At 59.2% G+C, this 18,173-nt stretch carries 16 protein-coding genes and 4 tRNA genes; 12 read left to right on the top strand and 8 right to left on the bottom strand.

The window, feature by feature from the left end; translation table 11 throughout:
- Positions 1–491 precede the first annotated feature (491 nt).
- Positions 492–1,037, bottom strand: a complete 546-nt coding sequence (locus E0F99_RS23190) for a TetR/AcrR family transcriptional regulator (protein WP_083359291.1) — start codon at positions 1,035–1,037, stop codon at positions 492–494.
- A gap of 91 nt (positions 1,038–1,128) precedes the next feature.
- Between E0F99_RS23190 and E0F99_RS23185 the strand changes: the two genes are divergently transcribed.
- The 3 genes from E0F99_RS23185 to E0F99_RS23175 all read left to right on the top strand — a co-directional run bounded on the left by E0F99_RS23185 (position 1,129) and on the right by E0F99_RS23175 (position 5,521).
- Complete coding sequence (locus E0F99_RS23185) at positions 1,129–2,316, top strand: MFS transporter (protein ID WP_083359290.1); 1,188 nt, start codon at positions 1,129–1,131, stop codon at positions 2,314–2,316.
- A 114-nt stretch (positions 2,317–2,430) separates the two neighbouring features.
- A complete protein-coding gene (locus E0F99_RS23180) occupies positions 2,431–3,579 on the top strand; it encodes a TDT family transporter (RefSeq protein ID WP_083359289.1) in 1,149 nt (382 codons plus the stop codon).
- A 67-nt stretch (positions 3,580–3,646) separates the two neighbouring features.
- The gene (locus E0F99_RS23175) at positions 3,647–5,521 is read left to right on the top strand and encodes an MFS transporter (RefSeq protein ID WP_083359288.1); all 1,875 of its coding nucleotides are present in this window, start codon (positions 3,647–3,649) and stop codon (positions 5,519–5,521) included.
- Between the two features lie 117 nt (positions 5,522–5,638).
- Here E0F99_RS23175 and sugE read toward each other — a convergent pair whose 3' ends face one another.
- The 3 genes from sugE to rdgC all read right to left on the bottom strand — a co-directional run bounded on the left by sugE (position 5,639) and on the right by rdgC (position 8,117).
- Entirely contained in the window at positions 5,639–5,953 is a 315-nt protein-coding gene (sugE, locus tag E0F99_RS23170; RefSeq protein WP_017136389.1) for a quaternary ammonium compound efflux SMR transporter SugE, read from the bottom strand.
- 106 nt (positions 5,954–6,059) lie between these two features.
- Entirely contained in the window at positions 6,060–7,025 is a 966-nt protein-coding gene (locus E0F99_RS23165) for a bile acid:sodium symporter family protein (protein ID WP_083359287.1), read from the bottom strand.
- A gap of 171 nt (positions 7,026–7,196) precedes the next feature.
- A complete protein-coding gene (gene rdgC, locus E0F99_RS23160; protein ID WP_083359286.1) occupies positions 7,197–8,117 on the bottom strand; it encodes a recombination-associated protein RdgC in 921 nt (306 codons plus the stop codon).
- Positions 8,118–8,276: 159 nt separating this feature from the next.
- Between rdgC and E0F99_RS23155 the strand changes: the two genes are divergently transcribed.
- From E0F99_RS23155 to E0F99_RS23140, 4 genes are all read left to right on the top strand, one after another.
- Positions 8,277–8,352 (top strand) — tRNA-Val (locus E0F99_RS23155).
- A gap of 19 nt (positions 8,353–8,371) precedes the next feature.
- Positions 8,372–8,448, top strand: a tRNA-Asp gene (locus E0F99_RS23150).
- 176 nt (positions 8,449–8,624) lie between these two features.
- Positions 8,625–8,700 (top strand) — tRNA-Val (locus E0F99_RS23145).
- A 19-nt stretch (positions 8,701–8,719) separates the two neighbouring features.
- Positions 8,720–8,796 (top strand) — tRNA-Asp (locus tag E0F99_RS23140).
- A gap of 85 nt (positions 8,797–8,881) precedes the next feature.
- Here the strand turns inward: E0F99_RS23140 and E0F99_RS23135 are convergent.
- On the bottom strand, positions 8,882–10,390 hold the full coding sequence (locus E0F99_RS23135; RefSeq protein WP_083359285.1) for an MFS transporter: 1,509 nt from the start codon (positions 10,388–10,390) through the stop codon (positions 8,882–8,884).
- Positions 10,391–10,495: 105 nt separating this feature from the next.
- Between E0F99_RS23135 and E0F99_RS23130 the strand changes: the two genes are divergently transcribed.
- Positions 10,496–11,392, top strand: coding sequence for a LysR family transcriptional regulator (locus E0F99_RS23130; protein WP_083359284.1), 897 nt, complete (start codon positions 10,496–10,498; stop codon positions 11,390–11,392).
- A 388-nt stretch (positions 11,393–11,780) separates the two neighbouring features.
- On the opposite strand, the gene E0F99_RS23125 is transcribed toward E0F99_RS23130, so the two are convergent.
- Together E0F99_RS23125 and E0F99_RS23120 are read right to left on the bottom strand one after the other, a co-directional pair.
- Positions 11,781–12,911 (bottom strand): catalase family protein, encoded by a 1,131-nt coding sequence (locus E0F99_RS23125; RefSeq protein WP_408003404.1) that lies wholly within the window; start codon positions 12,909–12,911, stop codon positions 11,781–11,783.
- Positions 12,912–12,940: 29 nt separating this feature from the next.
- Positions 12,941–14,752 carry a di-heme-cytochrome C peroxidase gene (locus E0F99_RS23120; RefSeq protein ID WP_083359282.1) on the bottom strand — a complete coding sequence of 604 codons (1,812 nt, stop codon included), beginning with the start codon at positions 14,750–14,752 and terminating at the stop codon, positions 12,941–12,943.
- A gap of 247 nt (positions 14,753–14,999) precedes the next feature.
- Between E0F99_RS23120 and bamJ the strand changes: the two genes are divergently transcribed.
- The 4 genes from bamJ to E0F99_RS23100 all read left to right on the top strand — a co-directional run bounded on the left by bamJ (position 15,000) and on the right by E0F99_RS23100 (position 17,448).
- Positions 15,000–15,740 (top strand): BamJ family beta-barrel-assembly machinery protein, encoded by a 741-nt coding sequence (gene bamJ / locus E0F99_RS23115; protein WP_083359281.1) that lies wholly within the window; start codon positions 15,000–15,002, stop codon positions 15,738–15,740.
- A gap of 449 nt (positions 15,741–16,189) precedes the next feature.
- Positions 16,190–16,648: a YkvA family protein gene (locus E0F99_RS23110; protein ID WP_083359280.1), complete on the top strand. Its 459-nt coding sequence runs from the start codon at positions 16,190–16,192 to the stop codon at positions 16,646–16,648.
- Between the two features lie 93 nt (positions 16,649–16,741).
- Positions 16,742–17,080: a helix-turn-helix domain-containing protein gene (locus E0F99_RS23105; RefSeq protein ID WP_083360472.1), complete on the top strand. Its 339-nt coding sequence runs from the start codon at positions 16,742–16,744 to the stop codon at positions 17,078–17,080.
- The gene (locus E0F99_RS23100) at positions 17,077–17,448 is read left to right on the top strand and encodes a hypothetical protein (RefSeq protein WP_083359279.1); all 372 of its coding nucleotides are present in this window, start codon (positions 17,077–17,079) and stop codon (positions 17,446–17,448) included. The genes E0F99_RS23105 and E0F99_RS23100 overlap by 4 nt, the downstream gene beginning before the upstream one ends.
- Here the strand turns inward: E0F99_RS23100 and E0F99_RS23095 are convergent.
- The coding region (locus E0F99_RS23095; protein WP_130908945.1) for a GGDEF domain-containing protein at positions 17,445–18,173 on the bottom strand (729 nt) is incomplete at its 5' end. The two genes, E0F99_RS23100 and E0F99_RS23095, sit on opposite strands and share 4 nt — an antisense overlap.

The raw sequence follows: 18,173 nt of genomic DNA, 5'->3' as shown, positions 1-18,173 counted from the left end.
CGCATTCGCGAGCAAGCCCGCTCCCACAGTTGGATCTCAGTACATCAGACAGAGAGTGTGCTGCTCTGCTGTGCTTTTGTCCTGCTTTTGCTTCAACCACTCAGGTCGGCTACTAGGCCGCCGTGCTCTTGCTTTTGATCTTGATCTTGATCTTGGGCGCCCCGTTAACCACGATGGCCCATGGCGGCGGCCCACGGATTCAAGCCTTCGTTCTGGCATGCCGAGCCTAGGCGAGGCACCGAGTGGTGGGGCAAAGACCTTTTGCTTACTTTTGGGTTTTTCCAAAAGTGAGCCGCTGTAAGAGCGGAACCCTACGAAGCCGTTACCGCAGCAACGGATATGTATTCAATCTACCTAAACCATCACAGGCTAAAAGCAACACAAAAAGTTGCGTAGATACCTATGCTGGAATAGCGGTATGTCAGCGATGAAATGTCACCTGGCCCACCGCTATCGCCGGCAAGCCACACAGTTTTATCGGTGTTGGGCTCTTAGCCTTTCAGTGCCAGCTCAATCAATTCATGCAGTTCTTCAACCGGCAACGGCGCACTGGCAAACAGGCTGCGATACACCGTGGGCGCGGCGATCAAATTCAGCAACCGATCCAGCGTCGGCAGCACGTCGATGCTGCTTTGGTAACGGTCGAGAATAATCTGCAACTGGCCCATCAGAATGTTGCTGCAATAGTCCTTGGGATGGCTGCACTGCACGTCGCGCATCATGTTGCGCCCCAGCTCAGAGCTCATTTCATCCAGGTATTGCTCGCCCCACGCGCGCAAGTCACCGCGCAGGGTGCCCGTGTTGGCGGGCTCGGTGTCCGGGCGCAGGCGCTCCAAGGCCACGTCGGCGAGCAGGGCGGACAAGTCGCCCCAGCGGCGGTAGATGGTCGAAGGCGTAACGCCCGCGCGCGCAGCAATCATCGGCACGGTAACGCTGGAACGCTCATGGGCTTCCAGCAGTTCGCGCGCGGCGTTATGCACTGATTCTTGAACCCGGGCACTGCGGCCCCCCGGGCGAAGGCCTTCTTTAATTGCCATGCGTAAAACCTTAACACAAAGAATTTGCTTTAAGCGCTTCCCGGTAGCACACTCTGCAAAAGCAAAATATTAGCTTTAACGGAGTGTGCACATGCCTAGCGTCATTTCTCAACGTTCCAGCCTGGCGTTCCTGGTCATCACCATGTTGACCTTCCTCGCGGCGTCCAGCGCGCCGACGCCGCTGTATCAGGTTTACCAGGACAACCTGCATTTCTCTGCAGCGATGCTGACGGTGATCTTTGGCGTGTATGCCGTGAGCTTGCTGGCGGCGCTGCTGACCGTCGGTTCGCTGTCGGACCACGTGGGGCGCAAGCCGGTGATTTTCGTCGCACTGATCCTCAATATTGTGTCGATGCTCTTGTTTATCAACGCTGACAGCACCGCCTACCTGATAGCCGCCCGAGCGCTGCAAGGTTTCGCCACCGGCACGGCAACCGCGGTGCTGGCGGCAACGCTGCTGGACACCGACCGCCTGCGCGGCCCGATGCTCAATAGCCTCGCGCCGCTTTTAGGCATGGCCAGTGGCGCCTTGGGCAGCGGTTTACTGGTGGAGTACGCCCCACGCCCGACCCAATTGATTTACTTCACGCTGCTGGGCTTGATGCTGCTGCAGGCGCTTTATGTGTGGCGCTTGCCGGAAACCGTCAGCCGCATTCCGGGTGCGCTGAAGTCGCTGGCGCCCACCCTGCATGTGCCCGCGCAAGCGCGTCGGGCCTTGTGGCTGGCGATGCCGCTGAATGTGGCGGTGTGGGCACTGGGTGGGTTCTTTTCCTCTTTGGCGCCCTCGCTGGTGCGCGCCGCCACCGGTTCGACCTCGCACTTGATCGGCGGCGGCCTGGTGGCGGTCGTGACCTTGAGCGGTGCGGTCATGATTTACAGCCTGCGCGAACGCGCGGCAGACAAGGTCATGCGCCTGTCGGCGGTGCTGTTGGCGGTGGGCGTGGCGTTGCTGCTGGTAGCAGTACAGAGCGCCAGCCTGTGGCTGTCCTTTGCGGCCAGTGTGATCGCAGGTTTGGGCTTCGGCGGCGGGTTCATGGGCAGTGTGCGCAGTATCGTGAGCTTGGCATTGCCCCATGAGAGGGCGGGGTTGATGTCGGCGTTTTATGTCTTGAGCTACTTGGCGTTCTGCGTGCCGGCGCTGCTGGCGGGTAACCTGAGTCGGGTGTTTGGCCTGATCGCCACCAGCGATGGCTACGGCGCCGTCCTCATCGTGCTGGCCCTGAGTGCCTTGGCCGGTTTGCTGCTACAGGATTCGGCAAGGGCCAGCGTTTCGACCTAGCCAGAGTCTCTATATTGGTAAAGTAGATAACGGTTAGAGATATTACCCGTTATATCGATATTCGATCAGGTTCTATGATGGTCTCAACCTCATGCGAGGAAGAGGATTACCAACATGACGTGCTCCAATACCGCTACTTACAAACCCTTCAGTCACCTGACCCGCCCACGGGAAGTGATTCGCCAGTTCACTCCCAACTGGTTTGCCGCGACCATGGGTACCGGCGTGCTGGCCCTTGCGCTGGCCCAATTGCCGATCAATCTGCCCGGCCTGCGTGCGATTGCCGAAGGGCTGTGGCTGTTCACCATCGGTCTGTTTGTGCTGTTCAGCGTGTTGTACGCGGCTCGCTGGCTGATGTTTTTCCACGAGGCGCGGCGCATCTTCGGGCACTCCACGGTATCGATGTTCTTCGGCACTATTCCCATGGGCCTGGCGACGATTATCAATGGCTTGCTGCTGTTTGGTCTGCCGCGCTGGGGCGCCGATGTGGTGCCGTTGGCCGAGGCTTTGTGGTGGCTGGACGTGGCGATGGCCCTGGCGTGCGGCGTGTTGATTCCGTTTATGATGTTTACTCGTCAAGAGCACAGCATCGACCAGATGACCGCTGTGTGGCTGTTGCCGGTAGTCGCTGCCGAAGTCGCCGCCGCCAGCGGTGGCCTGCTGGCGCCGCACCTGGCCGATGCTCACTCGCAACTGGTGATGCTGGTGACCAGCTACGTGCTGTGGGCGTTTTCGCTGCCGGTGGCGTTCAGCATCCTGACCATCCTGATGCTGCGCATGGCCTTGCACAAATTGCCCCACGCCAACATGGCCGCGTCGAGCTGGCTGGCCCTCGGGCCTATCGGCACCGGTGCCCTCGGCATGCTGTTGCTGGGCGGCGACGCGCCGGCGATCTTCGCGGCCAATGGCTTGCCAGGCGTAGGCGAGATGGCCAACGGCCTTGGTCTGGTGGCTGGCATCACCCTGTGGGGCTTCGGCCTGTGGTGGATGCTGATCGCCGTGTTGATCACCCTGCGTTACCTGCGCGCCGGTATCCCGTTCAACCTCGGTTGGTGGGGCTTTACCTTCCCGTTGGGCGTCTATGCCTTGGCCACGCTGAAGCTTGCGAGCGTGCTGCACCTGGGTTTCTTCAGCCTGTTTGGCTGCGTATTGGTGGTGGCCTTGGCGCTGATGTGGCTGCTCGTCGCCACGCGCACCGTGCTGGGCGCCTATAAAGGTGAGCTTTTTGTATCGCCATGCATTGCAGGACTAGGGAATAAGTAAGCGGGATTAGGTAAAGTCGTGGCCTGAAGACTAACAACAGCCTACAGGCCACGCAGGAACACGGACGATGAGCCACCCCTCACAATTCACCTTGCTGCGCACACGGCGCTTCCTGCCGTTTTTCATTACCCAGTTACTGGGTGCTTTCAACGACAATATCTTCAAGCAATCGCTGATCCTGGCCATTCTCTACAAGCTGACCATCGACGGTGACCGCTCCATCTGGGTCAATCTGTGCGCCTTGCTGTTTATCCTGCCGTTTTTCCTGTTCTCGGCGCTGGCCGGGCAGTTTGGCGAAAAATTCAACAAGGACGCGCTGATCCGCGCGATCAAGATCGGCGAGATCGTGATCATGGCCGTCGGCGCCATGGGCTTTTTGTTCAATCACCTGGAACTGATGCTGCTGGCGCTGTTTGCCATGGGCACGCACTCGGCGCTGTTCGGTCCGGTGAAGTACTCAATCATGCCTCAGGCGTTGCACGACGATGAGTTGGTGGGTGGCAACGGTCTGGTAGAGATGGGCACGTTTCTGGCGATCCTGGCCGGCACCATTGGTGCCGGGATCATGATGTCGTCTACCCATTACGCGCCGATCGTGGCGGCGGCGATTGTCGGTGTGGCGGTGCTGGGCTACCTCGCCAGCCGCAGTATTCCGCGCGCGGCGGCGTCTACGCCAGAGCTGCGGCTGAACTGGAATATTTTCAGCGAATCCTGGGCCACCCTGCGTTTGGGCCTTGGGCAGACGCCGGCAGTGTCGCGCTCGATTGTCGGCAACTCGTGGTTCTGGTTTGTCGGTGCGATCTACCTGACGCAGATCCCGGCTTACGCCAAGGAGTGGTTGTACGGCGACGAAACCGTGGTGACGCTGATTCTCACGGTGTTCTCGGTGGGCATCGCGCTGGGCTCGATGCTCTGCGAAAAGCTCTCCGGGCGTAAGGTCGAAATCGGCCTGGTGCCGTTTGGTTCATTCGGCCTGACCGTGTTCGGGCTGTTGCTGTGGTGGCACTCCGGCGGGTTCCCGCAGAACGTCCAGGCCAACGACTGGCTGGCGGTGCTCGGTTACGGACAAGCGTGGTGGGTGCTGTTCGATATCCTTGGTTTGGGCGTGTTCGGCGGTTTCTACATTGTGCCGCTGTACGCGCTGATTCAGTCGCGCACCGCCGAGAACGAGCGCGCGCGGGTGATCGCAGCCAACAATATTCTCAACGCGCTGTTCATGGTGGTCTCGGCCATCGTGTCGATCCTGTTGCTGAGTGTGGCCAAGCTGTCGATCCCCGAGCTGTTCCTGGTGGTGTCGCTGCTCAACATTGCGGTCAACACCTATATCTTCAGGATCGTCCCCGAGTTCACCATGCGTTTCATGATCTGGCTGCTCAGCCATTCCATGTACCGGGTGGAGCATCGTAATCTGCAGCTGATTCCGGATGAAGGCGCAGCCTTGCTGGTGTGCAACCACGTGTCGTTCGTCGATGCGCTGTTGATCGGTGGTGCAGTGCGTCGGCCGATTCGCTTTGTGATGTATTACAAGATCTACCGCTTGCCGGTGCTGAACTTTATCTTCCGTACAGCCGGGGCGATTCCGATTGCCGGGCGTAACGAAGATATCCAGATCTACGAAAAGGCTTTCACGCGGATTGCCCAGTACCTGAAAGAAGGGGAGTTGGTGTGCATCTTTCCGGAAGGCAAATTGACGGCCGACGGTGAGATGAATGACTTCCGTGGTGGCGTGACGCGCATTCTCGAAGAGACACCGGTGCCGGTGATTCCGATGGCGTTGCAGGGGTTGTGGGGGAGTTTCTTCAGTCGCGATCCGAACAAGGGGTTCTTTCATCGGATCTGGTCGCATGTCACGTTGGTGGCGGGTGAGCCGGTTGCGGTGGAGGCGGCGACGCCTGCGCAGTTGCAGGAGCGAGTAGGGGTGTTGCGGGGGAGTGTCAGGTAGTTTTTTGTTGCCTGTCAGGGCCCCTTCGCGAGCAAGCCCGCTCCCACAGTTGACCGAGTTGTTCAAGCGAACGCGGTTTAGTGTGGGAGCGGGCTTGCTCGCGAAAGCGGTAGTGGCTCAGGCGCTGATCTTGAGGCCTACCAACCCGCAAATGATCAGCGCCACACTCGCCAACCGAAACAACGCCATGGATTCCCCAAACAGGATAATCCCGGCGATCACTGTGCCCACCGCGCCCACACCCGTCCAGATGGCATAGGCGGTGCCCAGCGGCAGTTCCTTCATGGCCAGCCCCAGCAGGCCGAGGCTGATGGCCATGGCAGCAATGGTCAGGGCCGTTGGCAGCGGTTTGCTGAAACCGTCGGTGTACTTCAGGCCGACCGCCCAGCCGACTTCAAACAGCCCGGCAAAAAACAGAATGATCCAGGACATGATGACCTCCAAACTATAGCTGGGGTCGTCCCCGGATTTAGCGCTTGAAAGCGTCGCGAGGTCGTCCCCGCGAAGCTCGGTAGAGTGCCGAATATTGATCAGGCGATCAAGTTTTTGGCGTGCTCTGCAAAGCGCGACGGTCTTCCTTTTCGCTCATTCTGCGCAAGTAAGTCGACAGCAACGCCCCGGAAATATTGTGCCAGACGCTGAACAGCGCACTCGGCACCGCCGCCAATGGCGAGAAGTGCGCACTGGCCAACGCAGCGCCCAGCCCGGAGTTCTGCATGCCCACTTCCAGCGCCAGCGACTTGCGCTGCGCCAACGGCAACTTGAACAGCCGGCCGGTGAAGTAGCCCAGCAGGTAGCCGAAACTGTTGTGCAGCATCACTACGGCCATGATCAACAGGCCCGACTCGGCAATTTTCGCCTGGCTCGCAGCAACCACCGCCGCGACAATGATGACGATACTCACCACCGACACCAGTGGCAGCACCTCTACGGCATGGCGGACCCGCTCGCCAAGCACGCGTTGCGCGACCACGCCGAGCACGATCGGCAGCAGCACCACTTGCAGGATCGACCAGAACAATTCCATGAACGACACCGGCAGCCAGGCCGAGGCCAGTAGCCAAATCAGCGCCGGCGTCAGCAGCGGGGCGAGGAGGGTGGTGACGGCGGCGATTGCCACCGACAGCGCCAGGTCGCCCCGCGCCAGCCAAGTCATCACGTTGGACGACGTGCCGCTTGGGCAGCAGCCGACCAGAATCACGCCGACGGCAATCTCCGGCGGCAGGTGGAACGCCTGGCACAGCAACCAGGCCACGCCCGGCATGATCACAAAGTGCGCGACTACGCCGAGTGCGACGCGCCACGGGTGGCGGGCGACCTCGGCGAAATCTTCAAGTTTTAAGGTCAGCCCCATGCCGAACATCACCAGGCCCAACAGCGGCACGATGGCGCCTTTGAGGCCAATGAACCAGCTGGGCTCAAGGAAGGCGAGGACCGCGAAAACCAGCACCCAGTAGGCGAAGGTATTGCCGACAAAGCGACTCAAGGCGGCGAGAGCACGCATGGGGATGTCCTTGTTATCAGGTAAGTTCGGGAGTGCTGATGTTTGCTTGGAAACCCAATCAAATGTGGGAGCGGGCTTGCTCGCGAATGCGGTGAATCAGTCAGCCTATTAAGTGACTGACACTGCGCATTCGCGAGCAAGCCCGCTCCCACATTTTGATCTTCACATGGCTTAGATGCCTTGTGGCGTCTCTTCGCCGCCCAGTGCCTCAACCAGCGCTGGCAGGAATTCGCCGAACGTCAGCATCATCAGGGTAAAACTGGCGTCCAGTTGGCCCAGGGCCTCGTCGCCGCCGTCCTGTTCTGCCTGGTCTTGCAGCAGGTCTTCGAACTTCAGGCGCTTGACGGTCATCTTGTCGTCGAGCATGAAGGACAACTTATCCTGCCAGGCCAGGGACAATTGGGTCACGACTTTGCCGGTGGTCAGGTGCAGCTGAATTTCTTCGCCGGTCAGGTCCTGGCGCTTGCAACGCACAATGCCGCCGTCTTCATGGGTGTCGCGCAGTTCGCATTCGTCGAGGACGAAGAAGTCATCGGCCGGCTTCTGGGTGGTGACCCAGTCGGTCATGATCGCGGTTGGCGCAGTTTTCACCGTGAGCGGGCGAACCGGCAGAGTGCCGATCACTTCACGCAGGGTCGACAGCAGGTCTTCGGCGCGCTTGGGGCTTGCCGAGTTGACCAGGATCAGGCCCTGCTTCGGCGCGATGGCGGCGAAGGTCGATGAACGACGGATAAAGGCACGCGGCAGGAAGGCCTGGATGATTTCATCCTTGATCTGATCGCGTTCTTTTTTATAGACCTTGCGCATTTGCTCGGCCTCGATCTCATCGACTTTTTCTTTGAGTGCGTCACGCACTACGCTACCCGGCAGGATACGTTCTTCCTTGCGCGCGGCGATCAGCAGGAAGTCGCCGCTAACGTGAACAAGGGGAGCGTCTTCACCTTTACCGAAAGGGGCGACGAAACCGTAAGTAGTCAACTCCTGGCTGGCACACGGACGCGCCAGTTTGGTGGCCATGGCCGCTTCCAACGCCTCGGCATCAACAGGCAGATCTTGGGTCAGGCGATAGATAAGCAGGTTCTTGAACCACATGGGGTGAGTCTCTCCTTTATACAAAGGGGGGCATTATTCTCTTGATCCGGGCTGAGGCCAACCCTGCCTAAGCCATTGGAAGCGCTGAAAAAAAAGATTTAAGAAAGTGCTTGCCAGACTTAAGGTCGCTCCGTAGAATGCGCGCCACACCGAAGCGAAGGGTGATTAGCTCAGCTGGGAGAGCGTCTGCCTTACAAGCAGAATGTCGGCGGTTCGATCCCGTCATCACCCACCATTCGTTTCACGTGTTACGCGGAGCGGTAGTTCAGTCGGTTAGAATACCGGCCGGTCACGCCGGGGGTCGCGGGTTCGAGTCCCGTCCGCTGCGCCATATTCGGTCACCTGGAATGCTGAACGCCAGGTGACCACAGAAAGCCCGCTCATTGAGCGGGTTTTTTTTGTCCGAAATATGGCGAAAAAACGCTTGGTGAAGTTTTTTTAAATAAATTGCATTTAAATCAACACATTACGATTTTTTGTTGTATGATGCGCCCACACCGAAACGAAGGGTGATTAGCTCAGCTGGGAGAGCGTCTGCCTTACAAGCAGAATGTCGGCGGTTCGATCCCGTCATCACCCACCATTCGTTTCACGTGTTACGCGCAGCGGTAGTTCAGTCGGTTAGAATACCGGCCTGTCACGCCGGGGGTCGCGGGTTCGAGTCCCGTCCGCTGCGCCATATTCGGTTACCTGGAACGCTGAACGCCAGGTCACCACGGAAAAGCCCGCTCATTGAGCGGGCTTTTTTTCGCCTGCGATTCAGCTTATGACGCGATGGTGGGTGACGTAGGCATCGGTGCGATATCGCGTCGGCCAAGGAACACGAAGACCATCGCCGCCGTGAGCACGGTGAGCCACGCCAGCCATTGCAGCAACGTATTGAACCCGGCGATGTAGGCCATGCGCAGTACATCCAGTGGAATGTTCGCGCTGGCGTGTCGGGCATCACCCATGACCAACTGCTGGGCAACGGCAGCGCCCTCCTGCACCGTGCGGGCCGGCAGATGATGCGTGACCAGCGTGCTCAACACTGCCACCGTGATTGCCAGCGCGACACCTTCACTGGCGACCCGAGTCGTATTGAAAATTCCCGCCGCCATCCCTGCACGTTCTTTTGGCACCACGCTGATTGCCAGGCCATCCATCAAACCCCATGGCAGCCCGGTGCCGACCCCGATGATCAGCATCGCCGTCACGGTCTGCAACGGCTGGCCGACCTTGGCCAGGCTCAATCCATACAAACCCGTCGCTGCGATCAGCAGGCCAATGGCACACAGCGCGCCTGCCGGCAGCCAGCGCGTCAGCGTCGCGGCGAGGATCGGCACCACCAGCATGGGGGCTGACAGCGCCAGCATCATCAAGCCCGCGTCAAATGCGCTGGCGCCTTCCACGCCGATAAACCGCAGTGGCAGCAGCACGATCAGAACGATATAGCAGTAACAGGTGCCGATCGGCAGCACCTGCACGCCGATGAAGCGGGGAAAGCGAAACAGGCGCAGGTCCAGCATCGGTTGGCTGGCGCGATGTTCAACGAAGATAAACGTCAGCAAAAACACCGCTGCTGTGCCAAGCAGGTAATGCGTAGTCGCAGAAGCCCAGCCCTGCTCCGGCGCCAGAATCACTGCCGTGGTCAAGGCCACCAACATCGCCGAAAACGTTAGCACCCCGGCCAAGTCCAGGCGCAGTGCGTGCGGGTCACGACTTTCACGCATTGTGGGGGTTGCGAACAACAGCGAAAGACCCGCGAGCAAGGCCGTGGCGAGGAAAATCGCGCGCGAGCCCCATTGTTCGATCAGCAGCCCTGACAGCAACGGGCCAAACGCCAGGCCCGCGCCAAAGGTTGTGCCCAGCAGGCTGAAAGCACGCGTCCTGGCATGGCCATCGAACTCCTGTGCCAACGCCGCGCAACCGCTGGCCAATGCAATGGCCGCCGCCACACCCTGTACTGCGCGCAATAGATCCAACCAGAGAATGCCCGGTGCCATGGCCAACAGCAGGGAGATTGCGGTAAACAGCGCCATGCCCCACAAGAACAGACGCTTGCGCCCATAGAGGTCGGCGAGCGTCCCGGCAGCCATCAATAGGCTGCCGAAACTGAGCATGAACGCGTTGGTGATCCACGCCAACTGTGTAGGAAGGGCGGCGAAAGCCTCGCCGATAAAGGGCGTAGCCACCGCGCCCCCGGTAAAACTCATGGGTAATACCAGAGCCGCCAGGCAGATCGCGGCCAGGATGGCATGGCGGCCATTGGGGGAGTGAGTTGCGGTGTTCATGGTGGCGTTCCTGCAGGTCTCTAAAGATAAAGACTCTAAACAGGATGCAATTGACGATAAACAGGCCTACATTCCGATCATAGCGGACCAATAGGATGTAATAGCGTGAGGGACAACCTCAGTGGTGTGATCGCATTCGTCAAAACGGCAGAAGCCCTCAGCTTTATCGGTGCAGCGCGGGCGATGGGCATTTCCGCTTCAGCCGTGGGCAAAAAAGTCGCAAAACTGGAGGCCGAGCTTAATGTGCGGCTGTTGCACCGCAGTACGCGCAAAGTCAGCCTCACCGCCGAAGGCCAATTGTTCTATGAGCGCAGTCGGAAAATTCTTGATGACTTGCAAGACGCGCGCTCCATGCTCTCTCATGCCATGCAGGCGCCGCGTGGCAAGCTGCGGGTCAGTCTGCCCACCATCGGTTATCGTTTCCTCTTTGCGCACATGCTCGCGTTCCGGCAAGCCTACCCGGAGATTGAGTTGGAGTTGGATTTCAACGACCACTTGGTGGACGTGATCGAGGAAGGCTTCGACGTGGTGATTCGCAGCGGAGGCCTGGCTGATTCGACGTTGATGGCGCGCAAACTCGGGCCGTTCCGATTTGTCCTGTGTGCAGCCCCAGCGTACCTGCGCGCTCATGGCCGGCCGGCCACTCTCAGTGACCTTGAACACCACCAGTGCCTGCGTTATCGGTTTGCCACGACCGGCAAAATTATGGACTGGACCTTATCTGCCAACTCGGCAATCACCCAATTGCGCCTGCCTACGGCGCTGACCTTGAACAATATGGAAGCTATGCTCAGGGCGGCGATTGATGGCCATGGTATTGCCTACGTGCCGGACTTTCTGGCCAGCGAGGCGTTGGCTCAAGCACAGCTGGAAACCGTGTTGGACGGGCACTGCGATGATCAGGGCCAGTTCTGGGCGTTGTGGCCTTCCAGTCGGCACCTCTCGCCAAAAATCCGTGTGTTTGTGGACTTTGCTGCCGAACGCCTTTTTACACATCTGTGAATCGGCAGCAGATAGGTATTGGCCAGACGAACGAAAACAAGGGACAACCCGGGGGCGGGGTATCCCTTGAAAAACTGGGGGGCTGATTTCAGTGATCAGCTTATTTGCCTTTCTTTTTCTTTTCGCCGCGGGTGGCGAGGTGCTCGAAGCAAAACGCGGTGGTGCCGAAGAGCGCAATCATTGACAGGACGAGCATGCCTAAGGTTGAACTTTCCACGATGACTTCCTACGGGTTTTGGGGGTAGGGAGTGACGGTAAACGGTGGTGGTCTAGTTGCTCAATAGGGACGACGTAATCGTTATGGGGAACCTGGAATCTACACGCGTTCTTTACGAGCGGGCGGGCATATCCATTAGTTAGGTAAAGGATATGTACTCCACCCCAAACCTCACAAATTACGACTATGCCGATAGTCACTAACAGCCTCATACACCGCCTTACGCAACCGATTAATCCCCCCAATCGGCCGATGCGCCTGCACCCCGAACCAAGGATTAAACGACTGGTTATCGCAAGCGAGATTCAACGCTGGCGTATCAAAGTCCTGCGCCGGAATACGCACCTTGGCCACTGTTTCATAAGGCGCATCACTTTCCTTCCATTCAATGCTGGTGTCTTCAATCGGCATGAATTTCTGCGGATTCTGCCGCTGAATCTGCAACACAAAACACGCCGGCACACGATCAGTCGACAGTTGCTGACTCAACGCACTGCGTAGAAAGTTCGGCAAGTCCTGGTTCTGCTTGGGCAGCACGTAGTCCGGGCAGCTGAGCGGATCGGGCGCTACGCGGAATTTGGCATTAGCAGCGCCAAACTTGTAGGGCGAAACCGAAAAGTACGTAGTCTGCGTTGGGCTGGCCGGCGGAGGCGCCAGTGTGGCCAGGGCGATAAACAAATGGCGCACCTGCCAGCTGCGCGGGTCTGCTTTGGGAAAGAACGCCAGGATTTTCTTGCCGTCGGCCTGGGCACCGATGTTCTGCGCATACTCCGCCACATCGCTGACAAAGAAGTTCGGGTGGCTGAACATCACGAAGTCTTGTTCCGTGCGTGCCTGCTGGTCGGCCATCAGCTGTTTGCCCGGCACGTCCAGCAGCTTGAGCGCCATACCCCGCGCATCACGAATGCTGTCCAATTGCGGGTAGGCGTTGCCGTTGGACAAACGCATGACGGCCTGCCAGGTTTTGCCAGGTTCGGCGAACACACCTTGGCGCAATACCGGGTCAAGTCCCGCTACCACGCTGACTTCGGCCTTCACACAGCCGTGAGCCTTGGCATGCGCATCGCGCAGATAGCGCGTGCCTTCGCGGTGCTGATCGACGATGCGCACCGCCGTTTGGATGATGCCCTGGGTCATGGCCGCTTCACCCGCTGGCACCTGTTCGTCCGGCGACACCGCGCCGCTGTGTTGCCAGGCTAACCACGCAGTGGCTGCCAGCCAGCCCAGCAGTCCGAGGCCCACCAGCCATAGCAGGGTTATACCCAGAAACGCGCCGAGGCGCAGCCACAGACGCGCGAGCATCGAAGGTTCCTTGTATTGCGATCGGATAATCATGGCAACTGTTGCTCCAGCGGGCCGCCCAGCACTTTGAGGTATTCCAGCAGCGCCCAGCGTTCCTGCGGCAGCAAGCTGCGGCCAATCACGCCGTTGCCACGCTTGCCGGCACGGAATTCGTGGCCGCTGTTGTGGTTGCCGGTGATGGTGGTGTTGAACAAAAAGGCATTCTTGAATGCGCCCGTCTCGAAACCCAGGTGGCGTGGGTCGTAGTTGAACGTGCCTTTATAGAAGGTGGTGCTGCGCTCGTCCTGGGGCGAGAGCAATTGGTAGATCGTCGGCACCGAGCCGTTGTGCAGAAACGGCGGCGTGGCCCAGATGCCGGCCAGTGGCCTCGCCTTATAGGCGCGCAACTCGCGCACCCCGATGGGCAGGTCGAAACCGTCCAGGCTTGGGCGCTCGGCCGGGGTCACGTTGGCGGCGCGGTAGGCGTGGTCTTCGACGAAGGCGGTAACATAGGCCAGGCCTTGCGCCACCGACATTTTGTGCAAGTCCAGCGGCACGGTGGGCGTGGGGTGCAGTTCGACGTTGAGCTTGGCCAATTGCGCCGGGTCCCATTGCAGGGCGCTGAGGTCATAGCGCTGGTCGGCGATGTTGCTCGCGGTGCTGGGGTCGGTGCCGATGTACTCCACAGGGAGCACTTTGAGTTGTTCTACTGGGCGGCCATTGACCTGGCTGACGGCGGGCACATGGCAAGCGGCGCAGTTCTCGGCGAACAGTGCACGGCCTTGGGCGGCGAGGGGTTTATCGACGACGCCGAACAAGTGTTCCGGCCAGGTGGGCGGCTTGAGGCGTTGCAAGGTTTCTTCGATCAGGTTGAGATCACGCACACGTACGCTGGAAGGGTAGCGTGCGTCGCCTTGAAGAGGCTGGCCGGCGCTGTCGAAGAAGTCCAACGTGGCACCGACACCGAGGGCTTCGCCGATGTTGCGCGCCATGGGTTGTTGGGCCGAACCGTTCCATTGCACCCAGTCGAAGGTCCAAATGTCCCACAAGTGCGGGTAGTCCACCGGCGCATTGGCAACGCGATAATTCTGCGCGGAGAGGGCGTCGCCGAAACTGGCATTAGCGATGCGGCCAAACGCATCGGTGCGGCCCGGGCCTTCTTCGGTGGGGTAGAGGCCGCGATGGGTGTCGTTCCAGGCGACTTTGAGGAACTGGTTCAGCGACTGTTTGAAGTCCTCACGCAGTTGCTGTTTGGTGTGATCGTCATAGTCGTGGCCGAGTACCTTATGGGCAAAGCGGTCGAACTTCCACGGCGTGTAATAAGTGGCGGCGAGGCTGGCCACCAGCGCCTGGCCGAAGCTGCCGCCGCGCAAGGTGGGCACGCTGGAAGGCAGCACATGCTGGGCCGAACCGCCGTCGATGCGCAGGGCCTGACCTTTGAAATGCAACTCACCGGTGTGGCAGGCGGCGCAGGTGATATCCAGGTATTCAACCGTGCTGTCGGCGTTCTGGTGCCGGGCGAAACCTACTGGTAGGTTGCCCGGGTTTTGCACGGTGGGAACCTGCTTGGGGTCGACCAGAAAACCGAAGCGCGCCAGGTATTCGGGCGTGGCAAAGCGCTGGTCCGAAAAGGGCAGTTCCAGCGCGGTGAACCAGTCGTAATGCAGGCCTTTTACTTGAGTGCCTTGTGGCGTGAAGTAGTAGGTCTGGCGGTCGGCGGCACTCCATTGGTCCTGGTAGTGCACCTGCTCCACGGGCACGTAGTCCGGCAGCTTGGGGTTGGCGGTGTAATAGAGCACCACGGCCAGGAGCAGGCCGAGTGCTATCAGTGTCAGAAGCAAAACACGGTAAAAAATGCGCAAGATAACTATCCTTGTCGATTTGTGGTGTTGTTATGCCACTACGCCACAGTTGCAGCAAGTGGCCATTAGCCTGGTTGCAGGCAGTCCCGCGATCCGTCGCGGGCCTCCATAATGAATGAAAATGCTTTTAAACACGTGAACTTATCAGAAGTTTTCTGCTCAGATGCCGGTAGCCATTGGTCGTGGCCGCCTGATAAGCTCGCGACTTTATTCGATTGCCCTTTTGGCGCATGAACAAGGAAATAGCATGAAACAGCATCGGTTGGCGGCGGCGGTGGCCCTGGTTAGCCTGGTACTTGCGGGTTGTGATTCGCAGACCAGCGTAGAGCTGAAAACCCCGGCGCAGAAAGCTTCCTACGGTATTGGCCTGAACATGGGCAAAAGTCTTGCCCAAGAAGGCATGGATGACCTGGACTCCAAAGCGGTAGCCCAAGGCATCGAAGATGCCGTCGGCAAGAAAGAACAGAAGCTGAAAGACGACGAACTGGTTGAAGCGTTTGCCGCACTGCAGAAGCGTGCAGAAGAACGTATGACCAAAATGAGTGAAGAGTCGGCAGCCGCCGGCAAGAAATTCCTCGAAGAAAACGCCAAGAAAGACGGCGTAGTTACCACTGCTTCCGGTCTGCAGTACAAGATCGTGAAGAAAGCCGATGGCGCTCAGCCTAAGCCGACCGACGTGGTGACTGTTCACTACACCGGCAAACTCACCAACGGCACCACCTTTGACAGCTCCGTGGATCGTGGTAGCCCGATTGACCTGCCGGTCAGCGGCGTGATCCCAGGTTGGGTCGAAGGCCTGCAACTGATGCACGTTGGCGAGAAGGTCGAGTTGTACATCCCGTCCGATCTGGCCTACGGCGCTCAGAGCCCGAGCCCGGCGATTCCAGCCAACTCCGTGCTGGTATTCGACTTGGAACTGCTGGGCATCAAGGACCCAGCCAAGGCTGACGCCCCTGCTGCACCTGCGGCTCCAGCTGCCAAGAAGTAATCGGCAACTGAACTGACAACGCCCCGTTTCGACGGGGCGTTGTTGTATCTGGCGTAAGGTAAATGATTGTTCCCACGCGCTGGGTGGAAATACATCCTGTGACGCTCCGCGTCATATATTGCTGGATTTAAGCCATGTGCCGACATCAAGACGCGGCGCATTCGGGACGGCATTCCCACGCAGAGCGCGGGAACGATCGTAAAAACCTCTGCAAATCCAAACGAACCCCAGCAAGCTGAAACAGTCTGATATAAGAATCGAGCACGGTTAGCCGCAGATCAACGCCAAGTCAATGAAATCTTGGGTTTTTTTTATGTGCGCAAAAAACGCCCGATCTGACTGCAAGCCTTGTAGTCCGTGGCTTTCAGCTGATAAAACAGGCTCTGTTCACAAGGTTATCCACAATTTGTGTGGATAACCTTTTATGTCGCCTGGAACTGGAGTGACGAATGAAACCACCCTTCAATTTCACCCGATTCCTGCCCATGGCCGCTCGCTTGCTGGGCCGTGGGCGTTTGCCGACCCTATTGTTTGCGGTCGCCGCCAAAGGCTCAAGCCAAGGCAACCGCCTGGGTAAGCTCAAGGATGATCTCAAATTGCTCCAGGCGCTGTGCCTGGCGTACTGGCGCGGTGAGTACCGGGCAATCAGCCCCAAGGCGTTGATCTCGGTAGTAGCGGGGCTGATGTATTTTCTCAGTCCGATTGACGCGATCCCGGACTTTATCCCGGTGTTTGGCATGCTTGACGACATCGCGGTGCTGGCGTGGGTCATGAGGACCCTGGATGGCGAACTGAGCGCCTTCCGCGCGTGGCGCGACGCCCTGCGCCCGGAGAAGCTCGCCGTGGTTGAGCGCTTACCTGCGACGCCTGCGCTGCTGGCCCAGGAAAACTCGCAAAAAAACGGATGACGCGGCTATCCCCCTGCGACCTTTATGGCTGTTAGGATTACACTCCTAAGGAAAGAGCTTACTTAGTGAGTGTTGTTATCCTACGGGGCAGTCATGGATATTCAGATAATTTCACGCGATGGCGAACCCGAGTATGCGGTTTTGCCATGGGACCAGTACCAGGCGCTACTAAAAGCAGCCGGTCAGCAACAGCCTACCCTCACGCCTTCTTCTACTTCTCAGCCCGCTCTCGATCAGGCAGTGCGCCCGCTCGCGGACCTGGGCGCGCTGCGTGAAGCCAAGGGCCTGGCCATTGAAACACTGGCTCGCACCGTAGGTATCAGCCCCTCGTATCTGGGATTGATTGAGAGTGGTGAACGCCAGCCGGATGCCGCCATACGCCGCAGCCTGGCCTGGGAATTGGGCGTTGCAGGTTGGAGGGATGAATCTTGAGCCTACGTATCAGTCGTCAACACTGGGATGGGTTGCTCAACGAACTGGACCAAGCGCGCCGTCAGCGCCATTTACTGACCTACCGTGCGCTGCTGGAGCGCTTGCAGTTTCCCACGCCGGCTATGCAAACCCTGGCCGCCGCCCTTGAGCATCTGGCCGCGATCGACGCCAAAGCCTCGCAGCCGTTGCGCAGTTCGCTGGTGATCAGCCAGGGCGCGAGCCGCCTGCCACGTACCGGTTTCTTCGAGTGTGTGGAGCGCCTGGGGCGTTTCAGCGGGCCCTCCGATGGCGTGGCCGCTGCGTCCTGGCATGCCTCGGAAGTGGTGCGGGTGTTCGAGTACGAATACCCGGAGTCTGCCGAGGCCTAGGCCTGCGTCAGTACCTGCAGACTGTCGATCACATGAATGCTGTAGCCGGCGACGTCCTTGGCGTGGTGCTTGGCCTGCGAGGCCAGCTCCGCCAACTGGCTGGCATCCAGTTGTGAACAGGCTTGTGGATATAAGTGCACCACGCCGATCGACAGTGACAGCAAGGCAAACTCCTGACGCACGCCCTGGCGGTTCAACGCCACGAAGCACCCTGCATCGAGGTGTTCTGCGCGGTAGAAACGTCGGCATTGGGTGTGGAAGTCATCCAGCAACTGGTTGAGCCGCTTGCGCCAATCCTGCGGACCGAGCACCAGTAAAAAGTCATCACCGCCGATGTGCCCGACAAAGTCGCGGCTGGGGTCTACTCGGTCGTTCAGGCATTGCGCCAGGCACAGCAACACCTCATCCCCGCGCCCGTAGCCGTAGATATCATTGAACGGCTTGAAGCTGTCGATATCCACGTAGCAGATCACGGACTCTCGTTGTTGCTGCAGCAGCCTCGTCAGGCATTGCTGGATCGGCACGTTGCCCGGAAGTAACGTCAGCGGGTTGGCATAACGCGCCTGCTGGATTTTAACCTCCGTGATCAGCTTGAGCACATCGATCACCCGGCCCAACCCCCGGTAGTCGCCATTGAGCGTGATGATGAAATCTTCCTCGATGCGTTGCCGTGCACGACTGGTCACACGGCGGCTGACTTGTTGCAGGTACTGGCTCACCTCCCC

The organism is Pseudomonas antarctica, assembly GCF_900624995.1.
GTDB classification, from domain to species: domain Bacteria; phylum Pseudomonadota; class Gammaproteobacteria; order Pseudomonadales; family Pseudomonadaceae; genus Aquipseudomonas; species Aquipseudomonas antarctica.
This window is presented reverse-complemented; position numbering and strand designations above follow the sequence as displayed.